Origin of the sequence: Rhizobium sp. WYJ-E13 (assembly GCF_018987265.1) — a bacterium.
Lineage (GTDB): Bacteria > Pseudomonadota > Alphaproteobacteria > Rhizobiales > Rhizobiaceae > Rhizobium.
Window position 1 is genome coordinate 2942264 of sequence record NZ_CP076853.1, and the last position, 21633, is coordinate 2963896.

A 21633-nucleotide genomic window follows, 5' to 3' on the forward strand; every position below is an offset into this window, starting at 1 on the left:
GCCAGAAGCTGAAATTAGTCGGCCTTCTGGAAGTAGCTGTACTTGCCGTCTTCGCCCTTCTTCCATTCATACATGACGTAGCCCGGAAGCTTCGGGTCGCCCTTTTCGTCGAAGGAGATGTCGCCGAGAACGGTCGGGAACGGACCCTTTTCCTTCATGGCCGCAGCAACCGCTTCAGCGTCCGTAGAACCGGCAGCCTTGGCAGCAGCAGCGATCGTCTGCAGCGCAGCGTAGGAATAGAGCGTGTAAGCTTCCGGGTTGAAGCCGGCAGCCTTGAACTTCGCGACGAGGTCCTTGTTGGCCGGGTTGACCGTCGGATCCGGGCCGAAGGTGTTCAGGGTACCGGCAACGGCGTCACCAGCGATGGAAGCAAGTTCGTTCGAGACGATACCGTCACCCGAAACGAGCGCTGCCTTCAGGCCCTGGTCGGCCGACTGGCGGATGATGAGACCGGCTTCGGTGTGCAGACCGCCCCAATAGATGATGGTAACGCCGGCTTCCTTCATCTTTGCGATGAGGGCCGAGAAGTCCTTGTCGCCGACGTTGACGCCTTCGTACATGGCTTCGGTGACGCCAGCGGCATTCAGAGCCTTCTTGGTTTCGTCAGCGAGGCCCTGGCCATAAGGAGTCTTGTCGTGAATGACGGCGATCTTGGCGTCCTTGAAGTGGTCGGCCAGATACTTGCCGGCGATGGCGCCCTGCTGGTCGTCGCGGCCGCAGGTGCGGAAGGTGTTCCAAAGGCCACGCTCGGTGAAGACCGGGTTGGTAGCAGCCGGTGTGATTTCGAGAATGCCGTTTTCGGCATAAACTTCCGAAGCCGGGATCGAAACGCCCGAGTTGAAGTGGCCAACAACGAACTTCACGCCGTCAGCAACGAACTTGTTGGCAACGGAGATACCCTGCTTCGGGTCAGAAACGTCGTCGCCGAGCTCGATTTTGATCATCTCGCCGTTGATACCGCCAGCAGCGTTGATGTCAGCAGCTGCCTGCTCGGCACCCTTCTGCAGCTGCGCGCCGAATGCAGCGTTTGGACCCGTCAGCGGGCCGCCAACGCCGACAAGGATGTCAGCTCGTGCGATGCCGCCGAAAGCGACGATCGCCGTCAGTGCCACCGCTGACAAGAGAGACTTCTTCATATTGTTACTCCCAATTTTTGGGCGGGTTCTTCCAAGGCCCGACGCAAACCCCACCTTTGACTGCGCCGGGAAAGCTGTTCCGCTCTGAAGGCAATTCATGCCTAGTTTCAACGGGCTGTCAATGTTTCTCCTTCCACGAAAACGCGGAAGTTTTTTCGTACAGCCAGTAATAGTTGTTGACCATTTGATTGGTACGGCGATAGCGGAACCCGGCTGTCGAGAAGATCAGCAAAGTTACGAAATCGATAATATAGAAGAGGGCGCTGAGCATTGGGCCGTTAAACAGCGCATGATGCAGGAACTGCATCGCCCATGCGAGCAGGAACGTATAGAAGACGACCAGCGGATAGTTGTTCCAGCCGTCCGCAACCGCCCTGCCGGCACGCCACGCCGTCCAGAAACCGATGAGCACAACGAGAGCTCGGATGACGAGCTTCACGCCGTTGTCGCTTTCGAAGAAAAGTCCCTGCATAATCAAACTCTCCCTTCTGCCGCGATCAATGCCGCCCGCCTTCGAGATAGGCAGCACGCACCTCAGGATTAGCAAGCAGTTCCTTGCCGCTGCCGCTCATCGTTACCTTGCCGTTGACCAGCACATAGGCCCGGTGCGACAGCTTGAGTGCTGCGAATGCGTTCTGCTCCACGAGGAAGACGGTCAGCCCCTCCTTCTCGTTCAGCATCTTGATAGCTTCGAAGATGCCCTTCACAATCAGCGGAGCGAGGCCGAGCGACGGTTCGTCGAGCAGCAGCAGCTTCGGGCGCGCCATCAGCGCGCGGCCAATCGAAAGCATCTGCTGTTCGCCACCTGAAAGCGTGCCGCCACGCTGCGACTGACGCTCCTTAAGACGCGGGAACATAAAGAAAATCTTTTCTACATCCTCATGAAAGTATTTGAGATTATCGAGACCGGCGCCCATCTGGAGATTTTCCAGCACGGTCATTCGCGGAAAGATGCGTCGTCCTTCGGGCGACTGAGCGATACGTAACCGCGCGATCTCATGCGTCGGCAGCTTGGTGATATCCTGACCGTCGAAGACAATCGAGCCGGTACGGGCCTGCGGGCTGCCGCAGATCGTCATCATCAGCGTCGACTTGCCGGCGCCGTTCGCGCCAATGAGGCTGACGATTTCACCCTTCTTTACCTCAACATCGATGCCGGCGAGCGCGCGAATATTGCCGTAATAGGTCTCGACGCCCTGGACCTTGAGAAGCTGTTCTCCGGCCGCCATCAGATTGCGCCCCCTTCTACGGTCGCGATGACCTCTTCGACTTCTTCATCCTCGACACCAAGATAGGCTGCAATAACCCTCGGGTCGTTCTTCACGTGGTCGGGGTTTCCGTCGGAAATCTTCTGGCCGTATTCCAGAACGATGACGTGGTCGGAAATTTCCATGACCACCGACATGTCGTGCTCGATGAGCAGGATAGAGGTGCCGGTTTCGGTGCGAATCCCTTTCAGCAAAGCATTGAGCGCTGCCGATTCACGCGGATTGAGACCGGCAGCCGGCTCGTCGAGGCAAAGCAGCTCCGGACCGGTGCACATGGCGCGAGCGATTTCCAGACGACGCTGGGCGCCGTAAGGCAAGTCGCCGGCCGGATCGTCGGCACGGTCGATAAGGTCGGCCTTCTCCAGCCAGTGGCGTGCAAGCTCGATGGCTGCTGCCGCTTCCTTCTTGTAGGGACCTATGCCGAGCAGGCCGAGCACCGTGTAGCCCGACGCTTTCATCAGCTTATTATGTTGGGCGACCAGCAGGTTTTCCAGAACGGTGAGGCCCGAGAACAGGCGGATGTTCTGGAAAGTACGGGCAACCTTGGCTTCCTTGGTGATGCGGAAGTCCGGCAGGCGCTCGAGAAGGTACTGCTTGCCGCTGTTCTGCGTCAACGTAATCATGCCCATCGTCGGCTTGTAGAAACCGGTGATGCAATTGAAGACGGTCGTCTTGCCCGCACCGTTCGGGCCGATCAACGCGGTGATTTCGCCGCGCTTGGCCTCGAAGGAGAAGTCGTTGATGGCCATCAGGCCGCCGAACTTCATCGACAGGTGCTCGACCTTGAGCAAAGTGTCATTCGACATCGTATTCTCGACGGGGCTCATCAACCATGGCCCTCCTTGGTAAAGCTTCCGGATACGGCCTTACGTTCCTTCAGGAAGGCAGTCGGCTCACGGGAGCCGACGAAACCGCGCGGCTTGAACAGCATGACGATGACCATGGCAAGGCCGAAGAGCAGCATGCGGTAGAGTTCAGGCGTGAACTCCGGTCCGAAGACGACTTTGAGGAAGTCCATTTCGCGGAGCACTTCCGTACCGCCGACCATGACGACGGCGGCGATCGCAATGCCCGTCAGCGAGCCCATGCCGCCGAGAACGACGATCGCGAGGATGACAGCCGACTCCAGGAACACGAAGGATTCCGGCGAGACGAAGCCCTGACGTGCGGCGAAGAAGGAGCCGGCGAAGCCACCAAACATCGCGCCGGTAGCGAAAGCCGTCAGCTTCGTCGTCACCGTGTTGATGCCGAGCGAGCGGCAGGCAATTTCGTCCTCGCGCAATGCTTCCCACGCACGACCGATCGGCATGCGGCGCAGCCGGATCGTCACATAGGCGGTCAGCATGCAGAGCGCCAGGATAACGTAGAACAAGAAGATTTTGTAATAGGCCGATGATGACGGCAGGCCGAAGGCCTTGGTGAAGTTGTTCGCCTTGCCGACATCGAAGGTCCAGATACCGAAGACCGAAGCCTTGGCGATCCCGGAGATGCCGAAGGTACCCTTGGTCACTTCCGTCCAGTTGATGATGACGAGGCGAATGATCTCACCGAAGGCAAGCGTGACGATCGCCAGATAGTCGCCGCGCAGGCGCAGCACGGGGAAGCCGAGAATAACGCCCCAGAGAGCGGCAAAAATACCGGCGAGCGGCAGCAGCACCCAGAAGGACAACCCGAAATGGGCCGACAACAGCGCATATGAATAGGCGCCGACTGCGTAGAAGGCAACATAGCCCAGGTCGAGCAGACCGGCGAGACCAACGACGATATTCAGACCCCAGGCAAGCATCACGTAGATCAGGATCTGGATGCCGAAATTGTCCACCCACTTCAGCGCGCCCTGCGGACCGAGGAAATAGGCTGTCAGCAGCGGATAAACCACCAGGAACAGCAGGGCGATCTTCAGGAAATGCGTCCGGAAGAAACCTTTCTCCGTCGAGATCTCCAGTTCACCATGACGCGCCTTCGAAAGCTTGCGCTGATCAAGATGCGGCCTGACGAAAACGACCATGATGAAACGGCCGATGGCAGCAACCAGCACGAAAATGGCCAACAATCCCCAACGCTGAACGACGATCAACTCGTTGTTGATGTTCTGCTGCGTGCCGAGACCGACATAGAGGACGAACAGGCCAAGTGCGATGAGGCCGGAGAAGAAGGCTTCCCTAAGCCCCTTCTGGACAAGCCCGGCGTCGGACTTGCCAGCGGAAGTGTCGATGTTTGCCATGACTTATACCTTCTCGACTTCCGGCCGGCCGAGAATGCCCGTCGGCTTGAAGATCAGCACGAATGCAAGAATGGCGAAGGTAGCGACATCCTTGTACGCGATGGTGAAATAGGCCGACCACAGGGATTCGATGAGACCGATCATCAGCCCGCCGAGAACAGCGCCCGGCAGTGAGCCGATGCCGCCGAGAACGGCCGCAGTGAAGGCCTTGACGCCCGGGATGAAACCATCATTGAACGACGCGACACCATAATACATCAGGTACATCGTGCCGGCGACAGCTGCGAGTGCCGCACCCATTATGAAGGTAATCGAGATGGTCTGGTCGACATTGACGCCCAGAAGGGCGGCCATCTTGCGGTCCTGTTCGGTCGCGCGCTGAGCACGTCCGAGTGCCGTCTTGTTGACGAGATACCAGAAGGCAGCAAGCAGAACGACGGTCACGACAATGATGATGATCTGCTTCAGCGAGATCGAGAGACCGCCGATATTATAAACCGTGCCGACGAGTGGTGGAATCGGCTTGTTGCGCGGACCCTGCGTGACCTGGATGAAGTTCGACAGCGTGATCGACATGCCGATCGCGGTAATCAGCGGTGCCAGGCGGAATGAGCCGCGCAGCGGGCGGTAGGCGACGCGCTCTATCGTCCAATTCCACAAACTCGTCATCAGCATCGCGACCACAAGCATCGCCAGCAGCAGCACGGCTACCGGAAGACCTGCGAAGATGGATGTGAGAACGAGAAAGACGATAAGAGCAGCGAAGCCACCGAGCATGAAAATGTCGCCATGGGCGAAGTTGATCATGCCGATAATGCCGTAAACCATCGTATAGCCAATAGCCACAAGGCCATAGATGGATCCGAGAGTCAGCCCATTGAAGAGCTGCTGGACGAAATACTCCATATGTCATTTCCCCTGGATGCGAACCAAATTTTAAGTTGCATCTCTTATTGGTTTTATCGCTCATGCTTTCACATGCGCCACTAGCTCGCATTGCATAGCGGTTTCGTCGGAAATGTGAAGACAAAAAGGATTTACTGCGTCAGAATCTTGGGCAAACAGGCGTAGATGGCGCAATTCGAACCAAAATCCACACAAAAGCGGCATCGTTTGGCAAATTTTTAGCCAGATCAGGCTTCGTCAATTAATCTTTGGGCACCGAACGAAACCGAAGATGCTCGCCCTCTGCGCAAACTGTTCCACACGTAAGGAAGTTGACGAAATTTCAAACTCCAAGATGCCATCTATTGCAAATGACATTTCACGGGCAGCCGCTTCTGACGCGGTTTGTGCAAACCTCGCGAGCCTGTGCTAATGTTGCGGCATTCCGGCAAAAGGGTGCGGCATCACTTCCTATACATTATATGTAGCGCGGTGGTCTCAAGACGAATTTGCAGACGAACGGCAGGAATATGCTGAAAACATTTGAACGGGCGGCACTCGAAGCCGGCAAAGCCATCATGGAAGTCTTCTGCGATGGCTGCCCAGTGGAAATGAAAGCTGATGAAAGCCCGGTGACGATCGCTGACCAGGAGGCCGAGCGCACCATACTGGCGCATCTGAAACGCAGTTTCCCTGGGATCCCCGTTATCGCCGAAGAATCGGTAGCCGCTGGCAGAGTGCCTGATATCGCCGGAAAGTCCTTCTTTCTGGTCGATCCGCTCGACGGCACCCGCGAATTCCTGGATAAGCGTCAGGAATTCACCGTCAATATCGCCTATGTGGAAGATGGCATTCCCGTCGCCGGAATCGTCTATGCCCCAGCGCTCGGCATCGCTTTTTCCGGCGACCGCGGAAGCGCGGAGAAACTGCTGATCGACGACAACTTTGCGATAACGAAGAGAATGCCGATCAAGGTGCGCAAACAGCCGGCAGAGAGTATGGCGCTCGCGAGTTTCCGGCATGACAGCCCGGAGACCGGTCTCTTCCTCGCCAGGCATGCAATCTCCAAATGCACCAACATCGGCTCCTCCCTGAAATTCTGCCTGCTGGCGGAGGGCAAGGCCGACGTCTACCCGCGCTTCACCCGCACCATGGAATGGGATACCGCGGCCGGCGATGCGGTCTTGCGGGCGGCCGGTGGATCGACTGTCACGATGGATGGCCAGCCGCTCATCTACGGCAAAACCGGTGCAGCTGCCGATTTCGACTTCGCAAATCCCCATTTCGTCTCTTGGGGCGGCACCAAGCCTGCGCTCGAGCGGGCATGACGGGACGGTCGCCGAAGTTGGCCTCTTTCGGCCTCTTCGCGTTAATATTGCAGCAGGGCGATCTTACATCGGCGCCCGGATGCCCCTCGGCCTGGAGAATCACTCGATGATTTCCGTCTCCGGTCCTCACTTTCGTTTCGGAGCCAGCGCCTTTTCCGTTCCGGTCGCATGCTCTCTCGACACAATGTCGCCACAATCAGCAAAGCGCACGTCGTGTGACTTCGGTAACATTGCTGCGGCAGGAAGACACAATTATGGTAGCTAAACCATAGTTTCGGAATATCGGCTCCAGCAGTTTCTCTGCTCCCATTCTGGCACAATAGACGATAAATTCGATCCTGGTGAAATCGGGATCGCCCCGGCCCTGCCGGGAATGAACCGTTTTGGCACGGTGTAAGCCACAACCAACGCAACCGTCGTTTGCTGTGTCGAATCTGCCAAGCACATATAATTCCTAATAAAAACCCCGGTTGAAAAATAAAACTCCTGATTTTGCATTAACTTAACGCAACTGCGAAGTTTGCTGCGATGCGAAATTTCTCTGGACTCGGTTAAACAAATGTCGCAAATTTAGGATGTAGTAGGGTTAAACGTCGCCTAACATTGTCGCGCCTTAATCTGGCGCTAACCAAGCCATCGAATGACACCGCCGAGAGCTTCAAAATACAAAGGGTAGATCCTTGAGCGTCATGGACCTTAACAAAAGTATTTCTGAAGAGAGCTTTCGCGTTACGCCTGTTCATCAGGTCAACGCGAGGTTCCCAGTTGCCGCACTCGACAGCATCGTTCTGCCACCTGCCTCCGTGCAGTTCGCGCTGAAACGAGCCTTCGATATTTTTGCTTCGATCAGCGCACTTATCGTGCTTGCTCCGCTTCTTCTGGTCGTCGCCGCCCTGATCAAGATGGACAGCCCCGGTCCGGTGCTTTTCAAGCAGACCCGCTGGGGCAAGAATTGCCGCGCCATCAAGGTCTACAAGTTCCGCTCGATGCGTACCGACATGTGCGACGTCACGGGCGTTGCCCAAACCGTGAAGAACGATCCACGCGTCACCCGCGTCGGCGCTTTCCTGCGTCGCTCGAACATTGATGAACTGCCGCAGCTTCTCAACGTACTGAAGGGCGACATGTCGGTTGTCGGGCCGCGCTGCCATGCAATCGGCATGCGTGCCGGCGGCATGCTCTACGAAGAGCTGGTTCCGCAATATCATCACCGCCACGCCATGCGTCCCGGCATCACCGGTCTGGCGCAGATGCGCGGCCTGCGTGGCCCGACAGACCGCCCGGCCAAGGCCCGCGCCCGCATCGCCAGCGATCTCCATTATGTCGAGAACTTCTCGCTGGTGATGGACATCCGCATCATCATCGGAACGCTGATTTCCGAACTGAACGGCGGCAAAGGCTTCTGATTGGAAAAAGAGAGGGTATCGGCCGTCAGAGCAGCCGATACCGGAATGCGCGGGCGACAGCCTGCATGCGGTTGACCGAATCCAGCTTTCGCATGGCGCTCTTCAGATATCCCACCACTGTATGCGACGAGAGATCGAGAATGATTGCAATTTCGTCGCTGCTCTTGCCCGCGGCCGACCAGCGCAGGCATTCGATCTCCCTCCGTGTGAGGCTTTCCGATGGCCGGTCTTCCGGCTTCTCGTCGCTCGGAAGCGTGTCCAGAAGCTCCATGCAGCCATAAAGCAGCGTCGTTGCTTCTTCGCGAGAGGGCATCGCACGCGTACCCGAAAAAGCGAAGATGTATTGTTTGAGGTCAGCGTCGTGCAGCGCGAAAGCGAAGGTATGCTTCAGCCCGTGCATCTGAAACATCGTGTTCAGACGACGGTTTTCCTGATTCGCTGCATTGCCGCCAAAAGGCCCCTCATCGCAGAAGACGGGCATAATGGTGCGCTTCATGACAGCAACCAGCTTGCTGCAATAGAAAAGGTCCGCCTCCTCGTAAAAGTTGACGAGGCTCTGCGGCCAGTTGCTGATCAGCTTGTTTTCGAGAAAGGCCGTTCGATCCCCACGCGGGAATACGGAAAACAGGTGGAATTCGAACCCGGCAGCCTTCGTCAGCTCGTCCAGGCGGTCTGCACCGTCGACGGCGGAAATGCCCGTAGAACCGGCTCCGAAAGGCGAAAATGCGGTATCATCGGCGCAGTCACGGACTGCGCGTTCACGTCTCTTCATTCTCTTTGTTCCTTCACGGGCCTGGCTTCGGCTCGGCCTCGCAACCGGCCGCGGATTGGACGCGCCGGACGATCAGGAAAGACAGCGTTTGCCCCGCATCCGAAGGATACGAAGCATTCAAATGGCAATCTTTATTGATACTGCGAGAAGAACGGAGACGAAGTCTTTGCGCTCATACTTATGTTGCAGCGCTTATAAAATTATCTGGGAAAAATATGTAACATTTATTCCGCATGGCTCCCATGCAGCCGCCTCAAATTGACGTAACGGCAGGAGATCCGCAAATCACCGGCAACTGGCGTCTAAAGTTGTTATCAAAGTCTTACGATGGGTTTAGGCAATTTTTAAATGTGGCAAGTTAGAGTGGCGTCCGTGGTCTTGCGTTGTGTAGAGAGTCCAATGACCGAAATGATACGTCCCCGAGTAAAATATGTCATCGGCCCCGATGGCAGCCCCCTGACGATTGCGGATCTCCCGCCGCCAAATACGCGGCGCTGGGTCATCCGCCGGAAGGCAGAGGTTGTCGCGGCCGTTCGCGGTGGCTTGTTGAGCTTGGAAGAAGCCTGCGAGCGTTACACGCTCACTGTCGAAGAATTCCTGTCCTGGCAGTCCTCCATCAACAGCCATGGTCTCGCCGGCCTGCGCACTACGCGCATCCAGCAGTACCGCCACTGATCACGTTCCAGTCGATTTGATTATTTCGGGCCGGACGCATTTCCCTCGAGGGAGTGAAGAAGGCCCGAAATCATTGCCGAGGCTGCGTAACACCAGAGGCCGGGCTGCGTAAACGCATTCGCAAGTCCGGTCGTCTTCGCCGCCGCAATCACGATCGCGACGAGCAGCACGTCCATCATGGACCACTTGGACAGATGCGGCACGACGTTGCGATAAAACAGGCTGCCGGTACTGCCGGCAGCCATGGATTCCGCCGCGACCCCGATCATCTTCAGAACCGGCAGCACAATCGAGACGAGCGCAACGAGTGCCGCAAGCGCCACGTCGTCGCCACTCCAGAGCGAAGCCACGATTTCCAGGAGCGACGGCGTCTCGTCGAAGAACCAGAGCTTCTCGAAGCGGACAAGCGGCAGGACAAGGCCAAGCGCCAGAAGAAACGGTGCTGCCACCAGCAATATGGGCCGGACTGCCGAAAGCCTGTTCAATTTCCCGCCTCCTCTTTGAACACACTGTCTCCTGCCGCCACGGCTTGGCATGCCGATGCCGCCATGTCACGTTCCCGATCACATAATTCGTCAGGAGACAGACATGGATATCAGGATTGAGGAAAATACGTCAGGCGGCCGCTATGTTGCAGCGCTGGAAGGCCATGAAGCGGAAATGACCTATTCCCGCACATCGCCGAAACTGATCATCATCGATCATACCGGTGTGCCGGACGCTTTGCGTGGTAAGGGCATCGGCCAGGCGCTCGCCCTTCATGCGGTTGAGGCCGCCCGAAATGGCGGTTGGAAGATTATCCCGCTCTGCCCTTTCTTTAAATCACAGGCGCAGCGCCACCCCGAATGGAACGATGTGGTGAACTGATCGCGCCCGTTATCCGACGGAAACACCAAAAGCCATGCATGACGGACACCGCGCCCGTCATGCATGGCTTCTGTGGTTATCTCCCAAGGCGCCGGGATCGGCGCCTGCAATATTCGTCAGGCCCGGGCGCGAACTGCGCCGTCGCGCTCTTCGAGTGCGGTTGCCCTGGCATATTCCGCCTGCATTTCCTCCAGCACCAGTTCCAGCGCCTCCTCCTGAACCTTCAGTTCCTTGATCGAAACCTGAAGATTGTCGGCGCGCTGACGTGCGGCCTTTGCAAAGGTCGGATATGCGAAGTGATTCGGGTCGGAAATACCGGACTTCTTTTCCTCGACGACGATCTGACTCTCCAGATCCTTCGTCATCCGTTCAAATTCGGACATCATCATCTGCAACTGCTGCAGCTGACGACGTTTTTCGTTCACCTGAAACTCTTTCAGACGAACGAGGCTCTCTCGCGACTTCATACGCATTACTCCCGTGATGCGAGACCCCGGCTCAACTTGAAACCGCCCTTACGCGCCGCTTTGACACGGTTTGCCGAAAAAATTCCTGCGATATTAACAAAAACCTACCGCTGGTAACCTTTCGTTTACGGGCATCGTTAATGATAGGCCCGATGATTTAAGGGTCGGTAAACACCAGGACAGGAATGCCGAACCTTTTCATTGGCGAGTCAGATGAATCACTTAGCGCGGCTTCTTAATGTCATAGTTGAGAAATGTGTTTTGAGATTCCTATTGGAAAACAGTGAAATGGAAAAATTATTTAATAAATTCGATACACCTTGCCAGAGTGAATTAGAATTTGTTAACCATTTCGTGGCAGCTTCCAAATCACGTAGCTTATTCGGTATCGCGTAGGGGGCCATGCCACCTTTCGGCGGCGGTAAAGGGGATAATTATGCGGGTACTTCTCATTGAGGACGATAGCGCTACGGCGCAGAGTATCGAATTGATGCTCAAATCTGAGAGTTTTAATGTTTATACGACAGATCTCGGCGAAGAAGGCGTGGATCTGGGCAAGCTGTATGATTACGACATCATCCTTCTGGATCTAAATCTTCCCGACATGTCCGGATATGAAGTGCTTCGTACTCTCCGCCTGTCGAAGGTCAAGACACCGATCCTGATCCTCTCGGGCATGGCCGGTATCGAAGACAAGGTTCGCGGTCTCGGCTTCGGTGCCGACGACTATATGACCAAGCCCTTCCATAAGGATGAGCTGGTCGCCCGCATCCACGCCATCGTTCGCCGTTCCAAGGGCCATGCCCAGTCGGTCATCGTCACGGGCGAGCTTATCGTCAACCTCGACGCCAAGACCGTCGAAGTCGGCGGCCAGCGCGTTCACCTGACGGGCAAGGAATACCAGATGCTGGAGCTTCTTTCGCTCCGCAAGGGCACCACGCTCACCAAGGAAATGTTCCTGAACCACCTTTACGGCGGCATGGACGAACCGGAACTGAAGATCATCGACGTCTTCATCTGCAAGCTGCGCAAGAAGCTCGCAAATGCTGCCGGCGGCGCCAACTATATCGAAACCGTCTGGGGCCGCGGCTACGTGCTGCGCGAGCCCGATGGTGCAGAATACGCCGAAACCGCCTGATCCGCCGAATCCCCTTATCCTTAAAAATCCCGCCCTCGTGGCGGGATTTTTGTTTTGGCGCTGCTATCCCGACATGAAAAAGCCGCCCCGAAGGACGGCTCCCGTTAACGATTTGCGCGACCTGCTCAGGCGGCGATTGCGCGATTTCCGAACACGGCGGTGAGGATCTTGCGGTCGAAAGGCTTGAGCAGGAAGTCGGTGGCCCCTGCCCGCTTGCCGGCCATCAGCTTCTTCAGGTCGGCCTCGATGACACAATAGTAAATCTTCACCTCTTTGCCGCCGTCCATGGTACGGATGCTGGCGATGAGATCGAGCGCGCCTTCCATACCTGAATCGACGATCAGATATTCGGGAAGTTCGGCCTGGCAGTGCTGCAGCGCCTCTTCGGCACTCGAAGCTTCGCTGACCAGAAAATCGAGTTCGGAAAGGATTCGCTTGCCGACCTTGCGAACAATGTCCGAACTGTCGGTGATCATGAATCTCTGCATGGCGGCTCCTTATCCCTCGCGCTGTCTCCGTCGAGGGCCTTCCTAACCTTTGAGGATAGGTTCATCAGGCTAAGGAATCGTTACCGCACCCGCGTCGGCCAGCGATCGATGAATTAGGCTGCGGCGACCTTGGCCGTGAAGACGATCTCTTCGGCGCTGGCCGAATAATCCAGAATCATGCCGCATTCTTCCGCCAGCAGCACAGTATAATAAGGCTGGATCGAATGCGCATCGATCGCTTCCTCGACGGTACCGGTGGCGATTTCGACGAATTTCGGCGGCATGCGCATCAGTTTGCCCCTGGCGACGAGCCTGAAGCTGGCATCGAATTCGGGGTTTTCCAGCGTAATATCCAGATTGCCGCCGCGCGGAATGGACGAATAGGCCACGAGGAAGAGATTGAGAAGCAGCTTGACCCTGTTCTTGGCGACGATCGCGCGCGGGCCGCTCCAGCTCACTTCGGTCTTCTTCTCGGCCGCGGCAAAATCCTTGGCTGCACGTTCGGCCTCGCCGGTATCGATCGAGGCGCCGACGGAACCGGATGCACCGAAGGCAAGGCGAGCGAATTTGAGACGGACCGAAGCATTGAGCGCACTGGTGCGGATGAGATCCATCGCGTCCGAATCCGCTCCGCCTTCGTCAAGAAGCTCCAGACCGTTATTGATCGCGCCGACCGGCGAGATCACGTCATGGCACACACGACTGCACAGAAGCGCAGCCAGGTCCGGGCCGGACAGAGTGAGATTCGGGTTCTTGGACATCATCGTCTCCTGAGGGCGGCAGTGTCATTCCGCCCGGTAGTGTGCCTGATCAAAATTGCGCGAAGTTTGCGACCGTACTCGTCGCCATAATGACACCATATTTGGTAAACCGATTGTTAAGACGATCGGCGCAAAATGCATCAAATGCCAATGCCCCGACAATGACGAATGGATGACATCATGCGCCTCCAATTTCTCGGAAGATTTATCGGCTTCTGCAAGTTGCTGACCGCTATCATGGTATCGTCGGTGATGATTACGGGACAAGCCGCAGCGCAGCAGAACAACGGCCAGTACACGGTGCAGGAAATCGTCGATGCCGGTCACTCCTTCTTCGGCGAGACCAGCGGCGGCCTTGCCAAGGTCGTTGAAAGCGCCTTTCAGAAATACGGCCTGCCGAACGGCTATATTCTCGGCCAGGAAGGCGGCGGCGCGTTCATCGCCGGCCTCACTTACGGCGAAGGCCAGCTCAATACGAAGAATGCCGGCGAGCACCCGCTTTACTGGCAGGGTCCGTCTCTGGGTCTCGACTACGGCGGCCAGGGCTCCCGCGTCATGATGCTGGTCTATGACCTGCCCTCCATCGACTCCATCTATGCGCGCTTTGGCGGCGTCAGCGGCTCCGCCTATGTCATCGCCGGCTTCGGCATGACGCTTCTCAAGAACAACAATGTTCTGGTCGTGCCGATCCGCACGGGCGTCGGCGCCCGCCTCGGCATCAATGTCGGCTATCTGAAAATCACGCCGAACCCGACCTGGAACCCCTTCTGAAAAGCTGAAATCGGCGCTAATATCCTTGGGAATATGGTCTTGCCGGTGCCCGCAGCCTTGCCGATGCGCCCACTGCGTGCTTAATCAACCGGACTGACCCGTATCAACCTTCGAATCGATGGCCGCGCCGTGATCGAATATGCTCTCTTGTTCGGATTGGGCTTCCTGACCGCGGCCTTTCTCGTCTTTCTGATCTCGCCTGCCGTTCACCGCCGCATCGTCTGGTATACTGAAAACCGCCTCAAGGCGACGATGCCGTTGAGCCCGCAGGAAGTGCGGGCGCAGAAGGATATGGTACGCGCCCTCTACGCCGCCGAAAACGCCCGTACCGCGCAGGACCTTCATCGCGAACGCGAGAAGTCGCTTTCCCTGCAGCTTCGCCATGATTCCCTCGCCGTCGATGCCGGCAGGCTTGCCTCGGAAGTCAATGAGGCGCGCGCGCAGATCGGCGAAATGCAAGTTGAGGCTGCAGAGCAGCGCTCACACCTGCGCAAGGACGAGAACTATATAAGCCAGTTGAAGACGAGCCTGCATATTGCCGAACAGGCGGGCTCCAACAAGGATACCGAGCTGGAAACGCTGCGTGCCCGGCTTTCCAGGCTCGCGGAGCAGACCGACAATCTGAAGATCGATCTTGCTGCGCGCGATACTGAGGCCGAGAGCCTGAAGTTCCGCGCCAATGCCCTGCGCGACGAACGCGATACGATGCGCCAGGACATGACCGTACTGCAGAAGCGCGCCAAGGACGCCGAACAGAAGCTCAGCCAGCAGCAGCACATGATCATTCGCCTGGAAGACAAGGCTGCCCGTGAGGCTGCCTCTGCCGCGGACAAGGAGGCCCTGCTCGGCCGCCGGCAACAGGAAATCGCCAAGCTGAAGGATCAGTTGAAGGCTGCCAATGCCGAACTCCGCAAGGTAGCCAAGGTGCTGCGTGATGCGGGCCTCTCCAAGGCTGTTGCCGATCTGCCCGCCGAAGCGACCAGTGAAACAGAAACCTCTGAACTCGATCTCTCTGCTGTGACAGCGCAGATGAGCGACAATGTGCGCCGGCGCAGCGCAGCACTTGCCGACCATCTGCAGAAGGCAAGAAACAATACCGGCCGTGATGGCGCTCTTCGCGAGGAAATCACCTCGATCGCCGCCAACGTAGTAGCGCTCACGGCGCTAAAGGAAGGCCCGTCCTCTCCGATCCTGCCCCTTCTGCCTGATGGCAGGGAGAAGAAGGGAGCAAACGATCGTGTGAACCTCGCGGACCGCGCAGCTGCTGTTATCGCCGATCCGCAGCGCTGAACCCGTCAGATACGCGCCATCGCCGAAGATATGGCAAAGAGCGCAATGCCCGTCGCCGTCGCCACGTTGAGGCTGTCCAGCCCTTCGGACTGCGGAATGCGTGCGCTGCGGAAACGGGAAAGCACCGCCTCCGGCAGCCCCTCGCCCTCGGTACCGACGACGAGCGCCATGCGATCAGAAGCCGGTATCCGCCGGATATCCGTCTCGCCACGTGGGGAAAGCGTCCAGATCGCAAAGCCGCGCTCGGCAAGACCAGAGAGAAGAGCGAGCGCATTGCCGCCGCGATGATAGGGCATGCTCAAGACCGAACCGACGGAAACACGCAGCGCCTTGCGATAGAGCGGATCACAGCAGGTCTCGTCGAAGAGGATCGCATCCGCCTTGAAGGCAGCGCCGTTGCGAAACATCGACCCGGCATTGTCGTGATTGGAAATGCCGCAGCCGACGAGCACAAGCGCCTGCTCCGGCAGCGTATCGAGAAACACGGTTTGCGCCGACTGTTCGCGGCGACCGAGCGCTAACACACCGCGATGCATGTTGAAGCCGACAATGCCGTCAAGAACATCGGCGTCCGCCACATAGACGGGCACGTCGTCGGGAAAGCGGTCGAGAATGTCCGCCACGCCGTCGAGCCGGTTGCGGAGCAGCAAGATCTTCTCCGCCGAAAATTCCCTGCCTGAGGCATGCGCCGCGGCGAGCATGCGCAACACGACGGTACCCTCGGCGATAAAGCGGTTCTGCCGGCCCGTCAGGTCGCGCTCACGAATATCACGAAATTCCACAATACGCGGATCGTCGGCGCTTTCGATCGTGAGGGGCGTTCCGGCCATGCAGGCCTCAATTGCCCGATAGCGTGATGTCGGCCACGATGCGGCTCGCCCTGATATCGAAGACCAGCGCCTTGCGCTTGCCGTTGACATCTGTGCCATAGAACAGGATCTGCCCGCCTGAAAGCGACGTTTGCTCGACCTTGAAGCCAAGCGGCAGTGAGGCCGTCGAACTCACCGGCGCGTCTGAGGGAACACCGGAAGAGCCTGCAGATGCTGTGGTCTGGGAGGGTTCAGCGCGCGTCACCTTGTAGACAACGGCGCCGAAGACCGCCATAAGGCTCACGAACATGATGGCGCCTGAGACGATCTGCAGGCGAACCATCTTGCGCCGGACACTTTCCATAGCCGGGTCGAGGGGCTTTTCTTCCTGCTCGTCGTCGGCTGGCTCGAATTTCGTCATCTATGGCGTCCCGTTCTAAAAATACGTCGGAGAAGAAGCGTCTTGAGCGACCCCTTTAAACAAGCAGATGACAATAGAAAAGTCCTGACCGCCGACGAGACAGCCGAAGGCCGTCTCGACGCATGGCTGACCGCGCAGGTTGGCGAGGAATTTTCCCGCAGCCGCATCAAGGCACTGATCAAGGACGGACAGGTCTTTTTGAAGGGCGCGCCGATTACCGATCCTCAACGGAAGGTGCGAGCCGGCGACAGCTACGAGATCACCCTGCCCGAGCCCGAAGATCCGGCCCCGAAGGGCGAGGACATTCCGCTCGAGATCCTCTACCAGGATGAAGACGTCATCGTCATTTCCAAGCCGGCTGGCCTGGTCGTTCACCCTGGCCCCGGCAACTGGACGGGCACGCTCGTCAACGCGCTGATCCACCATTGCGGTGACACTCTCTCCGGCATCGGTGGCGTGCGCCGCCCCGGCATCGTTCATCGCCTCGATAAGGATACGACCGGCGTCATGGTCGTCGCCAAGAACGATATGGCGCATCGCCATCTCTCGCTGCAGTTCGCCGACCACGGCCGCACCATGCCGCTGGAGCGCGCCTATCAGGCGATCGTCTGGGGCCGTCCGCGCTCGCTCTCTGGGACGATCGACGCGCCGCTCGGCCGCGCCACCGGTGACCGCACCCGCCGCGCCGTCAAGCGCCCCGAAAACGAGAACGCCGACGAGGCGATCACCCATTACGAAGTGCTTGAGCGCTTCCATGAAAGCCCGGATGCGAGCGCGCTTGCCTCCCTCGTCGAATGCCACCTGGAAACCGGCCGCACACACCAGATCCGCGTCCACATGGCTCATATCGGCCATCCGCTGCTGGGCGACGCCGTCTACGGCGCCGGCTTCAAGACCAAGGCCAATCTTCTGCCTGACGAAGCCCGCAAGATCGTCAAGGCTTTCGACCGCCAGGCGCTGCATGCCTACATGCTGCAATTCGAGCATCCGCGCACCGGCGAGGTGATGCATTTCGAAGTGCCCCTGCCGGATGACATGGTGGAGCTAGCTGACGCCCTGCGCGGATGAGACATGGCCGCTGCTATTTCTTGGAGCCGGCACCCAGAACCCGATGCGTGGCATTGTCGAGAGCATGGCTGGTGTCACGCCCGTCCTGCGCCAATCCCCTTGCGGTATTCCCACAGGATGAAAGAGCGGCCGAAAGCGAAAGCAGCAGGATGACGGCAAGAGCTGGTCTGATCATCAGGTTCCCTCATCAAAGCGGCTGGGCAAGAGTGCCACCGCCACTGGAAAAATGCGGCAGCTGTCGGTAAAATCAATGCCTCTGGTTGGCTCTGGCAAAGACCGGATAACGCCCTCGTGAACGCCGAGGCGACCTTGAATCCCTGTTTCGCCATACTTATTTGTAAATAGACTTATTGCGGGCTTGGAGAGAGCCGCATGTCCCGGTTTGCCTTTAACGCGAGGGCGCGTTCCATCGGGAACCGGAATCCATATAAGGAGGGTGCATCATGGCCCGAAATAACTTGCCGTCCATTACCGCCGGCGAAGCCGGTCTCAATCGTTACCTCGACGAAATCCGCAAATTCCCGATGCTGGAACCGCAGGAAGAGTACATGCCCGCCAAGCGTTACTCCGAGCATGGCGATCGTGATGCCGCCCACAGGCTCGTCACCAGCCACCTGCGTCTCGTCGCGAAGATCGCCATGGGCTATCGAGGCTACGGCCTGCCGATCGGCGAAGTCGTGTCGGAAGGTAACGTCGGCCTCATGCAGGCCGTCAAGAAGTTCGATCCGGAACGCGGTTTCCGCCTTGCCACCTACGCCATGTGGTGGATCAAGGCCTCGATCCAGGAATATATCCTGCGCTCATGGTCTCTGGTGAAGATGGGTACGACCGCCAACCAGAAGCGCCTGTTCTTCAACCTGCGCCGCCTGAAAGGCCGTATCCAGGCCATCGACGACGGCGACTTGAAGCCGGAACACGTGACCGAGATCGCCACCAAGCTGAACGTCTCTGAGGAAGAGGTCGTTTCGATGAACCGCCGCCTTTCCGGCGACGCTTCGTTGAACGCGCCGATCAAGGCTTCCGAGGGCGACAGCGGCCAGTGGCAGGATTGGCTCGTGGACGACCACGACAGCCAGGAAGACGTGCTGATCGAGCAGGATGAGCTCGATACCCGTCGCCGCATGCTGGCCAAGGCCATGAGCGTCCTGAACGACCGCGAACGCCGCATCTTCGAGGCCCGCCGCCTCGCCGAAGATCCGGTAACGCTGGAAGACCTTTCGGCCGAGTTCGACATCAGCCGCGAGCGCGTCCGCCAGATCGAAGTACGTGCCTTTGAAAAGGTGCAGGATGCGGTCCGCAAGGAAGCGCTGGAGCGCGCCAAGGCTGTGCGTGTGGTCGAAGCCACTGCGTAAGCCGATTGTGTCTGTATGAAATCAAAAAAGGCGGGTCCTTATGGCCCGCCTTTTGTTTTGCGTGATTTTTAAGCTCCGGAAGAACCGGCCTTACTGGCTGGTGGAAAGGTCCCCGAGCGCAGTCCATTCCTTAATCGCCGTGGTGAACGCATTCCCGCCGGTGGCGCCCTTCTGCATGGTCAGCAGCGCACGACGACCGTTGCGGTAGGTGATTGGAATGTCGATCCAGTCGCGGGTGCCAAGCAGATCCAGATTGGCCTTGCGCGCATCCGGATAGTCGTTGAGCGCGATCATGTGGAAATCGTCGGTAATCTTGGCGGGCACGGCAATCAGCGGATCGCCGCGATCCTGCTCCGTGCGCTTCATCGAGATGCGCTGGACGCTGTCGATGCTGCCGCCCTCGAAATTCGGCGGAACGGAGAAGACGATCTCGACGAGATGGCTTGCCGGCAGCGACGGGTCAGAATTGCGCTTGAAGGTCAGGAGAGCAGAAAGGTTACGCTCCGGCACGGTGACGTTGCCCTGCACGGTGGCTTCCTGCCGGCCGTCTTGCCCGGCTTCATGCTGTATGGTCCAGACAACCGAACCTTCGATGGCCGTCGGCGAGCTTTCGCCGATCCGCTCCTCGTAGAGGAACATCTTTTCCGTGGTGCCGACTGGCGTATTCTGCGCCGGTGCGGCCACCGGACCATTCGGCGTCAGATTTTCGGCAGGCGCAGCATCGGACTGGACGCTCGGCGTGCTGGTATCGGCTGCAGCGACGTTCTGCTCGGCAACCGACTTGCCTTCCGCCGTCGGCGTACCCGGCATTGCTGCCGCGCCGTTATCGACTTCCGTGCCATCGGCGAGCAGCCGCTGGGTGAACTTGGTATTGGCGGCCGAGCCGTCCAACGAGGCAACTTCCTGATTGGGTCGCGCCGGAGGCACCGCGGCACCCTGATTTGCCGGCGGCGTCGTGGCCGGCGTACTGCTCGGCGACACCGATGTTGTCGCCGGCGTGGCTGTCTCGTTGTGCACGGCTTGTGACGGTGCGGAGCTGACGAGGCCGTCGACCATCTCCTTCACCGCCTCGCGGTTCATCCAGCCGGCATAGGCGCCACCACCGATAATGCCGAGCGTAACAAGGATCGCCAGAATGGTCCCGATGCCGAAGCGGCGACGCTTCGGCTCCATGCGGAAGCTCTTGCCCTGCATCTTGGAAGCGACGATCTGGTCCAGATCCATCGGCGGGTTGCCGTCGTCGTCATCGGCAACAGCAGCGTTGCGGCGGTCGTAACCGCGCAGCGCACGCGCCTCACGCCAGCCTTCGCCTGGCGCGGCCGGTGCTGGAGCCGCAGAGCCGGAACCATTGCCGGCATGTACTTCGGCGAAGATATCGACGTCGTCGAAATGAGCTGAAGCCGGTGTCTTCTTGCCCGTGCCGGCCTCGAGCGGCGGCAGGTCGTCGAAAGCGGCCGCTTCCCAGGAGAAATTCTCCTTGGCTGCCGGCATGACGGCCGGCGAAGCGCTGTTTCCGAGCGTCGAGATGACCTCATCGAAAGCGCGTGCCGAAGCATCGGCGGGAATGGCAGGCGCAGCCTCTGCATAGGACTGGAGTTCTTCGCGCGCCCATTCGGTCTCGGCTTCCTGTGGCGCAGGGGCCGGCGTTTCCGCAGCCGGTTCGGACCACATACGATCGAAATGAGCCGCCGCATCCGCAACAAGCGGCTCCTCGCGTGTATGCTCGACGAATTTCTCGACTTGCGCCGGCGGCTCGAAATCGGCCATCGGCTCTACGAGCCGGTTCGACGCACGCTCCATGCCGCGTGGAACCGGCTGCTGAACCTCTTCGTGCCGAAGCTCTTCTTCCACTTCGTGAACGGTTTCGGCCACCGGCTCGGCAGCGACCTCTTCGGGCAACGGCTCTTCCGGATAGTGCTCTTCTGGATGATGCTCTTCTACAGGCTCATGAAGACGCACGGGTTCGGCATGAATCTCTGCCTGCTCCGGCGCACGCCATTCCTCTGCTGGAGTCTCTTCCTCATGAGGCGGATGCCACTCGGCATGCTCGGGCACTACCTCTTCGGCGGAAGTGGCCGCATGAACGACCTCTTCCGGTTCGGCGGGCTGCTGCTCGGGGGCGGGATGTTCTGCTTCCTGCTGCTCAAGGCTTTCATCAGCAGAGGCTACGGCAACAGGCGCTGCCGCTGCGACAGGCTCGTGTTCTAGAGCAGGTTCCTCTTGGGAGATCTCGGGCTCCGGAGCGGCTGCGACCGGCTCTTCGACATCGGCAGCTTCTGCATGCTCGGCCTCGACGTCACGGATTGCGGCCTCGAGCTTGTCCAACTGGCGTTGCAGCATCGCTTCCGGCGGACGCGGCTTCATGTTCTCGAGCTGCCGCTGCACAGCGCCGCGCGCACGCTCGTAGACCTTCACCCGCATCTCGGGCGTATTTTCAGACAGGCCGTCGACTGCCCGCCGAATAACTGCAATAAAATCCGCCATCAGTACTTTCTCAAGAAGTCCGG

General features: G+C 58.6%; 24 protein-coding genes. 9 read left to right on the top strand and 15 right to left on the bottom strand.

Translation table 11 applies throughout. The features are described 5' to 3' along the window. Positions 1 to 14: 14 nt before the first annotated feature. The 6 genes from KQ933_RS14835 to KQ933_RS14860 all read right to left on the bottom strand — a co-directional run bounded on the left by KQ933_RS14835 (position 15) and on the right by KQ933_RS14860 (position 5534). Positions 15 to 1136 carry a branched-chain amino acid ABC transporter substrate-binding protein gene (locus KQ933_RS14835; protein ID WP_216755597.1) on the bottom strand — a complete coding sequence of 374 codons (1122 nt, stop codon included), beginning with the start codon at positions 1134 to 1136 and terminating at the stop codon, positions 15 to 17. A gap of 118 nt (positions 1137 to 1254) precedes the next feature. Beyond that, positions 1255 to 1608 carry a DUF6867 family protein gene (locus KQ933_RS14840; RefSeq protein ID WP_216755598.1) on the bottom strand — a complete coding sequence of 118 codons (354 nt, stop codon included), beginning with the start codon at positions 1606 to 1608 and terminating at the stop codon, positions 1255 to 1257. A gap of 25 nt (positions 1609 to 1633) precedes the next feature. After that, positions 1634 to 2365: an ABC transporter ATP-binding protein gene (locus KQ933_RS14845; RefSeq protein WP_216755599.1), complete on the bottom strand. Its 732-nt coding sequence runs from the start codon at positions 2363 to 2365 to the stop codon at positions 1634 to 1636. Then, on the bottom strand, positions 2365 to 3231 hold the full coding sequence (locus tag KQ933_RS14850) for an ABC transporter ATP-binding protein (RefSeq protein ID WP_216755600.1): 867 nt from the start codon (positions 3229 to 3231) through the stop codon (positions 2365 to 2367). Before KQ933_RS14850 ends, KQ933_RS14845 begins: the two co-directional genes overlap by 1 nt. Next, a complete protein-coding gene (gene livM, locus KQ933_RS14855; RefSeq protein ID WP_216755601.1) occupies positions 3231 to 4628 on the bottom strand; it encodes a high-affinity branched-chain amino acid ABC transporter permease LivM in 1398 nt (465 codons plus the stop codon). The genes KQ933_RS14850 and livM overlap by 1 nt, the downstream gene beginning before the upstream one ends. A gap of 3 nt (positions 4629 to 4631) precedes the next feature. Then, positions 4632 to 5534 carry a branched-chain amino acid ABC transporter permease gene (locus KQ933_RS14860; protein ID WP_037104538.1) on the bottom strand — a complete coding sequence of 301 codons (903 nt, stop codon included), beginning with the start codon at positions 5532 to 5534 and terminating at the stop codon, positions 4632 to 4634. Between the two features lie 509 nt (positions 5535 to 6043). Between KQ933_RS14860 and cysQ the strand changes: the two genes are divergently transcribed. Together cysQ and KQ933_RS14870 are read left to right on the top strand one after the other, a co-directional pair. Next, entirely contained in the window at positions 6044 to 6841 is a 798-nt protein-coding gene (gene cysQ, locus KQ933_RS14865) for a 3'(2'),5'-bisphosphate nucleotidase CysQ (protein WP_216755602.1), read from the top strand. A 680-nt stretch (positions 6842 to 7521) separates the two neighbouring features. Next, entirely contained in the window at positions 7522 to 8247 is a 726-nt protein-coding gene (locus KQ933_RS14870; protein ID WP_216755603.1) for a sugar transferase, read from the top strand. 25 nt (positions 8248 to 8272) lie between these two features. Here the strand turns inward: KQ933_RS14870 and KQ933_RS14875 are convergent, their stop codons facing one another. Then, complete coding sequence (locus KQ933_RS14875) at positions 8273 to 9019, bottom strand: LuxR family transcriptional regulator (protein ID WP_216755604.1); 747 nt, start codon at positions 9017 to 9019, stop codon at positions 8273 to 8275. Between the two features lie 399 nt (positions 9020 to 9418). Between KQ933_RS14875 and KQ933_RS14880 the strand changes: the two genes are divergently transcribed. After that, positions 9419 to 9694, top strand: coding sequence for a DUF1153 domain-containing protein (locus KQ933_RS14880; protein ID WP_007533628.1), 276 nt, complete (start codon positions 9419 to 9421; stop codon positions 9692 to 9694). Between the two features lie 20 nt (positions 9695 to 9714). On the opposite strand, the gene KQ933_RS14885 is transcribed toward KQ933_RS14880, so the two are convergent. Next, complete coding sequence (locus KQ933_RS14885; RefSeq protein WP_216755605.1) at positions 9715 to 10230, bottom strand: paraquat-inducible protein A; 516 nt, start codon at positions 10228 to 10230, stop codon at positions 9715 to 9717. Between the two features lie 52 nt (positions 10231 to 10282). Between KQ933_RS14885 and KQ933_RS14890 the strand changes: the two genes are divergently transcribed. Further along, entirely contained in the window at positions 10283 to 10561 is a 279-nt protein-coding gene (locus tag KQ933_RS14890; protein ID WP_216755606.1) for a GNAT family N-acetyltransferase, read from the top strand. 116 nt (positions 10562 to 10677) lie between these two features. Here the strand turns inward: KQ933_RS14890 and KQ933_RS14895 are convergent, their stop codons facing one another. Then, entirely contained in the window at positions 10678 to 11028 is a 351-nt protein-coding gene (locus KQ933_RS14895) for a flagellar export protein FliJ (RefSeq protein ID WP_132653380.1), read from the bottom strand. Positions 11029 to 11464: 436 nt separating this feature from the next. On the opposite strand from KQ933_RS14895, the gene ctrA reads away from it, so the two are divergent. Beyond that, positions 11465 to 12166 carry a response regulator transcription factor CtrA gene (gene ctrA, locus KQ933_RS14900; protein WP_112562832.1) on the top strand — a complete coding sequence of 234 codons (702 nt, stop codon included), beginning with the start codon at positions 11465 to 11467 and terminating at the stop codon, positions 12164 to 12166. Positions 12167 to 12291: 125 nt separating this feature from the next. On the opposite strand, the gene KQ933_RS14905 is transcribed toward ctrA, so the two are convergent. Continuing rightward, positions 12292 to 12654, bottom strand: coding sequence for a response regulator (locus KQ933_RS14905; protein WP_216755607.1), 363 nt, complete (start codon positions 12652 to 12654; stop codon positions 12292 to 12294). A gap of 113 nt (positions 12655 to 12767) precedes the next feature. After that, on the bottom strand, positions 12768 to 13415 hold the full coding sequence (gene chpT / locus KQ933_RS14910; RefSeq protein ID WP_253958243.1) for a histidine phosphotransferase ChpT: 648 nt from the start codon (positions 13413 to 13415) through the stop codon (positions 12768 to 12770). A 180-nt stretch (positions 13416 to 13595) separates the two neighbouring features. Here chpT and KQ933_RS14915 point away from each other — a divergent pair, with 180 nt between their 5' ends. Both KQ933_RS14915 and KQ933_RS14920 read left to right on the top strand, forming a co-directional pair. After that, the gene (locus KQ933_RS14915) at positions 13596 to 14186 is read left to right on the top strand and encodes a DUF1134 domain-containing protein (protein ID WP_216755609.1); all 591 of its coding nucleotides are present in this window, start codon (positions 13596 to 13598) and stop codon (positions 14184 to 14186) included. 129 nt (positions 14187 to 14315) lie between these two features. Beyond that, positions 14316 to 15476: a hypothetical protein gene (locus tag KQ933_RS14920; protein ID WP_216755610.1), complete on the top strand. Its 1161-nt coding sequence runs from the start codon at positions 14316 to 14318 to the stop codon at positions 15474 to 15476. 5 nt (positions 15477 to 15481) lie between these two features. Here the strand turns inward: KQ933_RS14920 and KQ933_RS14925 are convergent, their stop codons facing one another. Further along, on the bottom strand, positions 15482 to 16306 hold the full coding sequence (locus KQ933_RS14925) for an RNA methyltransferase (protein WP_216755611.1): 825 nt from the start codon (positions 16304 to 16306) through the stop codon (positions 15482 to 15484). A 7-nt stretch (positions 16307 to 16313) separates the two neighbouring features. Further along, positions 16314 to 16706, bottom strand: coding sequence for a hypothetical protein (locus KQ933_RS14930; protein WP_216755612.1), 393 nt, complete (start codon positions 16704 to 16706; stop codon positions 16314 to 16316). Between the two features lie 42 nt (positions 16707 to 16748). Between KQ933_RS14930 and KQ933_RS14935 the strand changes: the two genes are divergently transcribed. Further along, positions 16749 to 17774: an RluA family pseudouridine synthase gene (locus KQ933_RS14935; protein WP_216755613.1), complete on the top strand. Its 1026-nt coding sequence runs from the start codon at positions 16749 to 16751 to the stop codon at positions 17772 to 17774. Between the two features lie 13 nt (positions 17775 to 17787). On the opposite strand, the gene KQ933_RS14940 is transcribed toward KQ933_RS14935, so the two are convergent. Beyond that, the gene (locus tag KQ933_RS14940; RefSeq protein ID WP_216755614.1) at positions 17788 to 17949 is read right to left on the bottom strand and encodes an entericidin; all 162 of its coding nucleotides are present in this window, start codon (positions 17947 to 17949) and stop codon (positions 17788 to 17790) included. 268 nt (positions 17950 to 18217) lie between these two features. On the opposite strand from KQ933_RS14940, the gene rpoH reads away from it, so the two are divergent. Then, positions 18218 to 19126, top strand: coding sequence for an RNA polymerase sigma factor RpoH (gene rpoH, locus KQ933_RS14945; protein ID WP_216755615.1), 909 nt, complete (start codon positions 18218 to 18220; stop codon positions 19124 to 19126). Between the two features lie 90 nt (positions 19127 to 19216). On the opposite strand, the gene KQ933_RS14950 is transcribed toward rpoH, so the two are convergent. Further along, positions 19217 to 21610: a hypothetical protein gene (locus KQ933_RS14950; protein ID WP_216755616.1), complete on the bottom strand. Its 2394-nt coding sequence runs from the start codon at positions 21608 to 21610 to the stop codon at positions 19217 to 19219. Positions 21611 to 21633: the final 23 nt, after the last annotated feature.

Bases quoted from the DNA above. Each gene is read 5' to 3' on its own strand.
- KQ933_RS14835 (WP_216755597.1), bottom strand. From the start codon at position 1,136: ATGAAGAAGTCTCTCTTGTCAGCGGTGGCACTGACGGCGATCGTCGCT.
- KQ933_RS14840 (WP_216755598.1), bottom strand. From the start codon at position 1,608: ATGCAGGGACTTTTCTTCGAAAGCGACAACGGCGTGAAGCTCGTCATC.
- KQ933_RS14845 (WP_216755599.1), bottom strand. From the start codon at position 2,365: ATGGCGGCCGGAGAACAGCTTCTCAAGGTCCAGGGCGTCGAGACCTAT.
- KQ933_RS14850 (WP_216755600.1), bottom strand. From the start codon at position 3,231: ATGAGCCCCGTCGAGAATACGATGTCGAATGACACTTTGCTCAAGGTC.
- livM (WP_216755601.1), bottom strand. From the start codon at position 4,628: ATGGCAAACATCGACACTTCCGCTGGCAAGTCCGACGCCGGGCTTGTC.
- KQ933_RS14860 (WP_037104538.1), bottom strand. From the start codon at position 5,534: ATGGAGTATTTCGTCCAGCAGCTCTTCAATGGGCTGACTCTCGGATCC.
- cysQ (WP_216755602.1), top strand. From the start codon at position 6,044: ATGCTGAAAACATTTGAACGGGCGGCACTCGAAGCCGGCAAAGCCATC.
- KQ933_RS14875 (WP_216755604.1), bottom strand. From the start codon at position 9,019: ATGAAGAGACGTGAACGCGCAGTCCGTGACTGCGCCGATGATACCGCA.
- KQ933_RS14880 (WP_007533628.1), top strand. From the start codon at position 9,419: ATGACCGAAATGATACGTCCCCGAGTAAAATATGTCATCGGCCCCGAT.
- KQ933_RS14885 (WP_216755605.1), bottom strand. From the start codon at position 10,230: ATGCCAAGCCGTGGCGGCAGGAGACAGTGTGTTCAAAGAGGAGGCGGG.
- KQ933_RS14890 (WP_216755606.1), top strand. From the start codon at position 10,283: ATGGATATCAGGATTGAGGAAAATACGTCAGGCGGCCGCTATGTTGCA.
- KQ933_RS14895 (WP_132653380.1), bottom strand. From the start codon at position 11,028: ATGAAGTCGCGAGAGAGCCTCGTTCGTCTGAAAGAGTTTCAGGTGAAC.
- ctrA (WP_112562832.1), top strand. From the start codon at position 11,465: ATGCGGGTACTTCTCATTGAGGACGATAGCGCTACGGCGCAGAGTATC.
- KQ933_RS14905 (WP_216755607.1), bottom strand. From the start codon at position 12,654: ATGCAGAGATTCATGATCACCGACAGTTCGGACATTGTTCGCAAGGTC.
- chpT (WP_253958243.1), bottom strand. From the start codon at position 13,415: ATGTCCAAGAACCCGAATCTCACTCTGTCCGGCCCGGACCTGGCTGCG.
- KQ933_RS14915 (WP_216755609.1), top strand. From the start codon at position 13,596: ATGCGCCTCCAATTTCTCGGAAGATTTATCGGCTTCTGCAAGTTGCTG.
- KQ933_RS14925 (WP_216755611.1), bottom strand. From the start codon at position 16,306: ATGGCCGGAACGCCCCTCACGATCGAAAGCGCCGACGATCCGCGTATT.
- KQ933_RS14930 (WP_216755612.1), bottom strand. From the start codon at position 16,706: ATGACGAAATTCGAGCCAGCCGACGACGAGCAGGAAGAAAAGCCCCTC.
- KQ933_RS14940 (WP_216755614.1), bottom strand. From the start codon at position 17,949: ATGATCAGACCAGCTCTTGCCGTCATCCTGCTGCTTTCGCTTTCGGCC.
- rpoH (WP_216755615.1), top strand. From the start codon at position 18,218: ATGGCCCGAAATAACTTGCCGTCCATTACCGCCGGCGAAGCCGGTCTC.
- KQ933_RS14950 (WP_216755616.1), bottom strand. From the start codon at position 21,610: ATGGCGGATTTTATTGCAGTTATTCGGCGGGCAGTCGACGGCCTGTCT.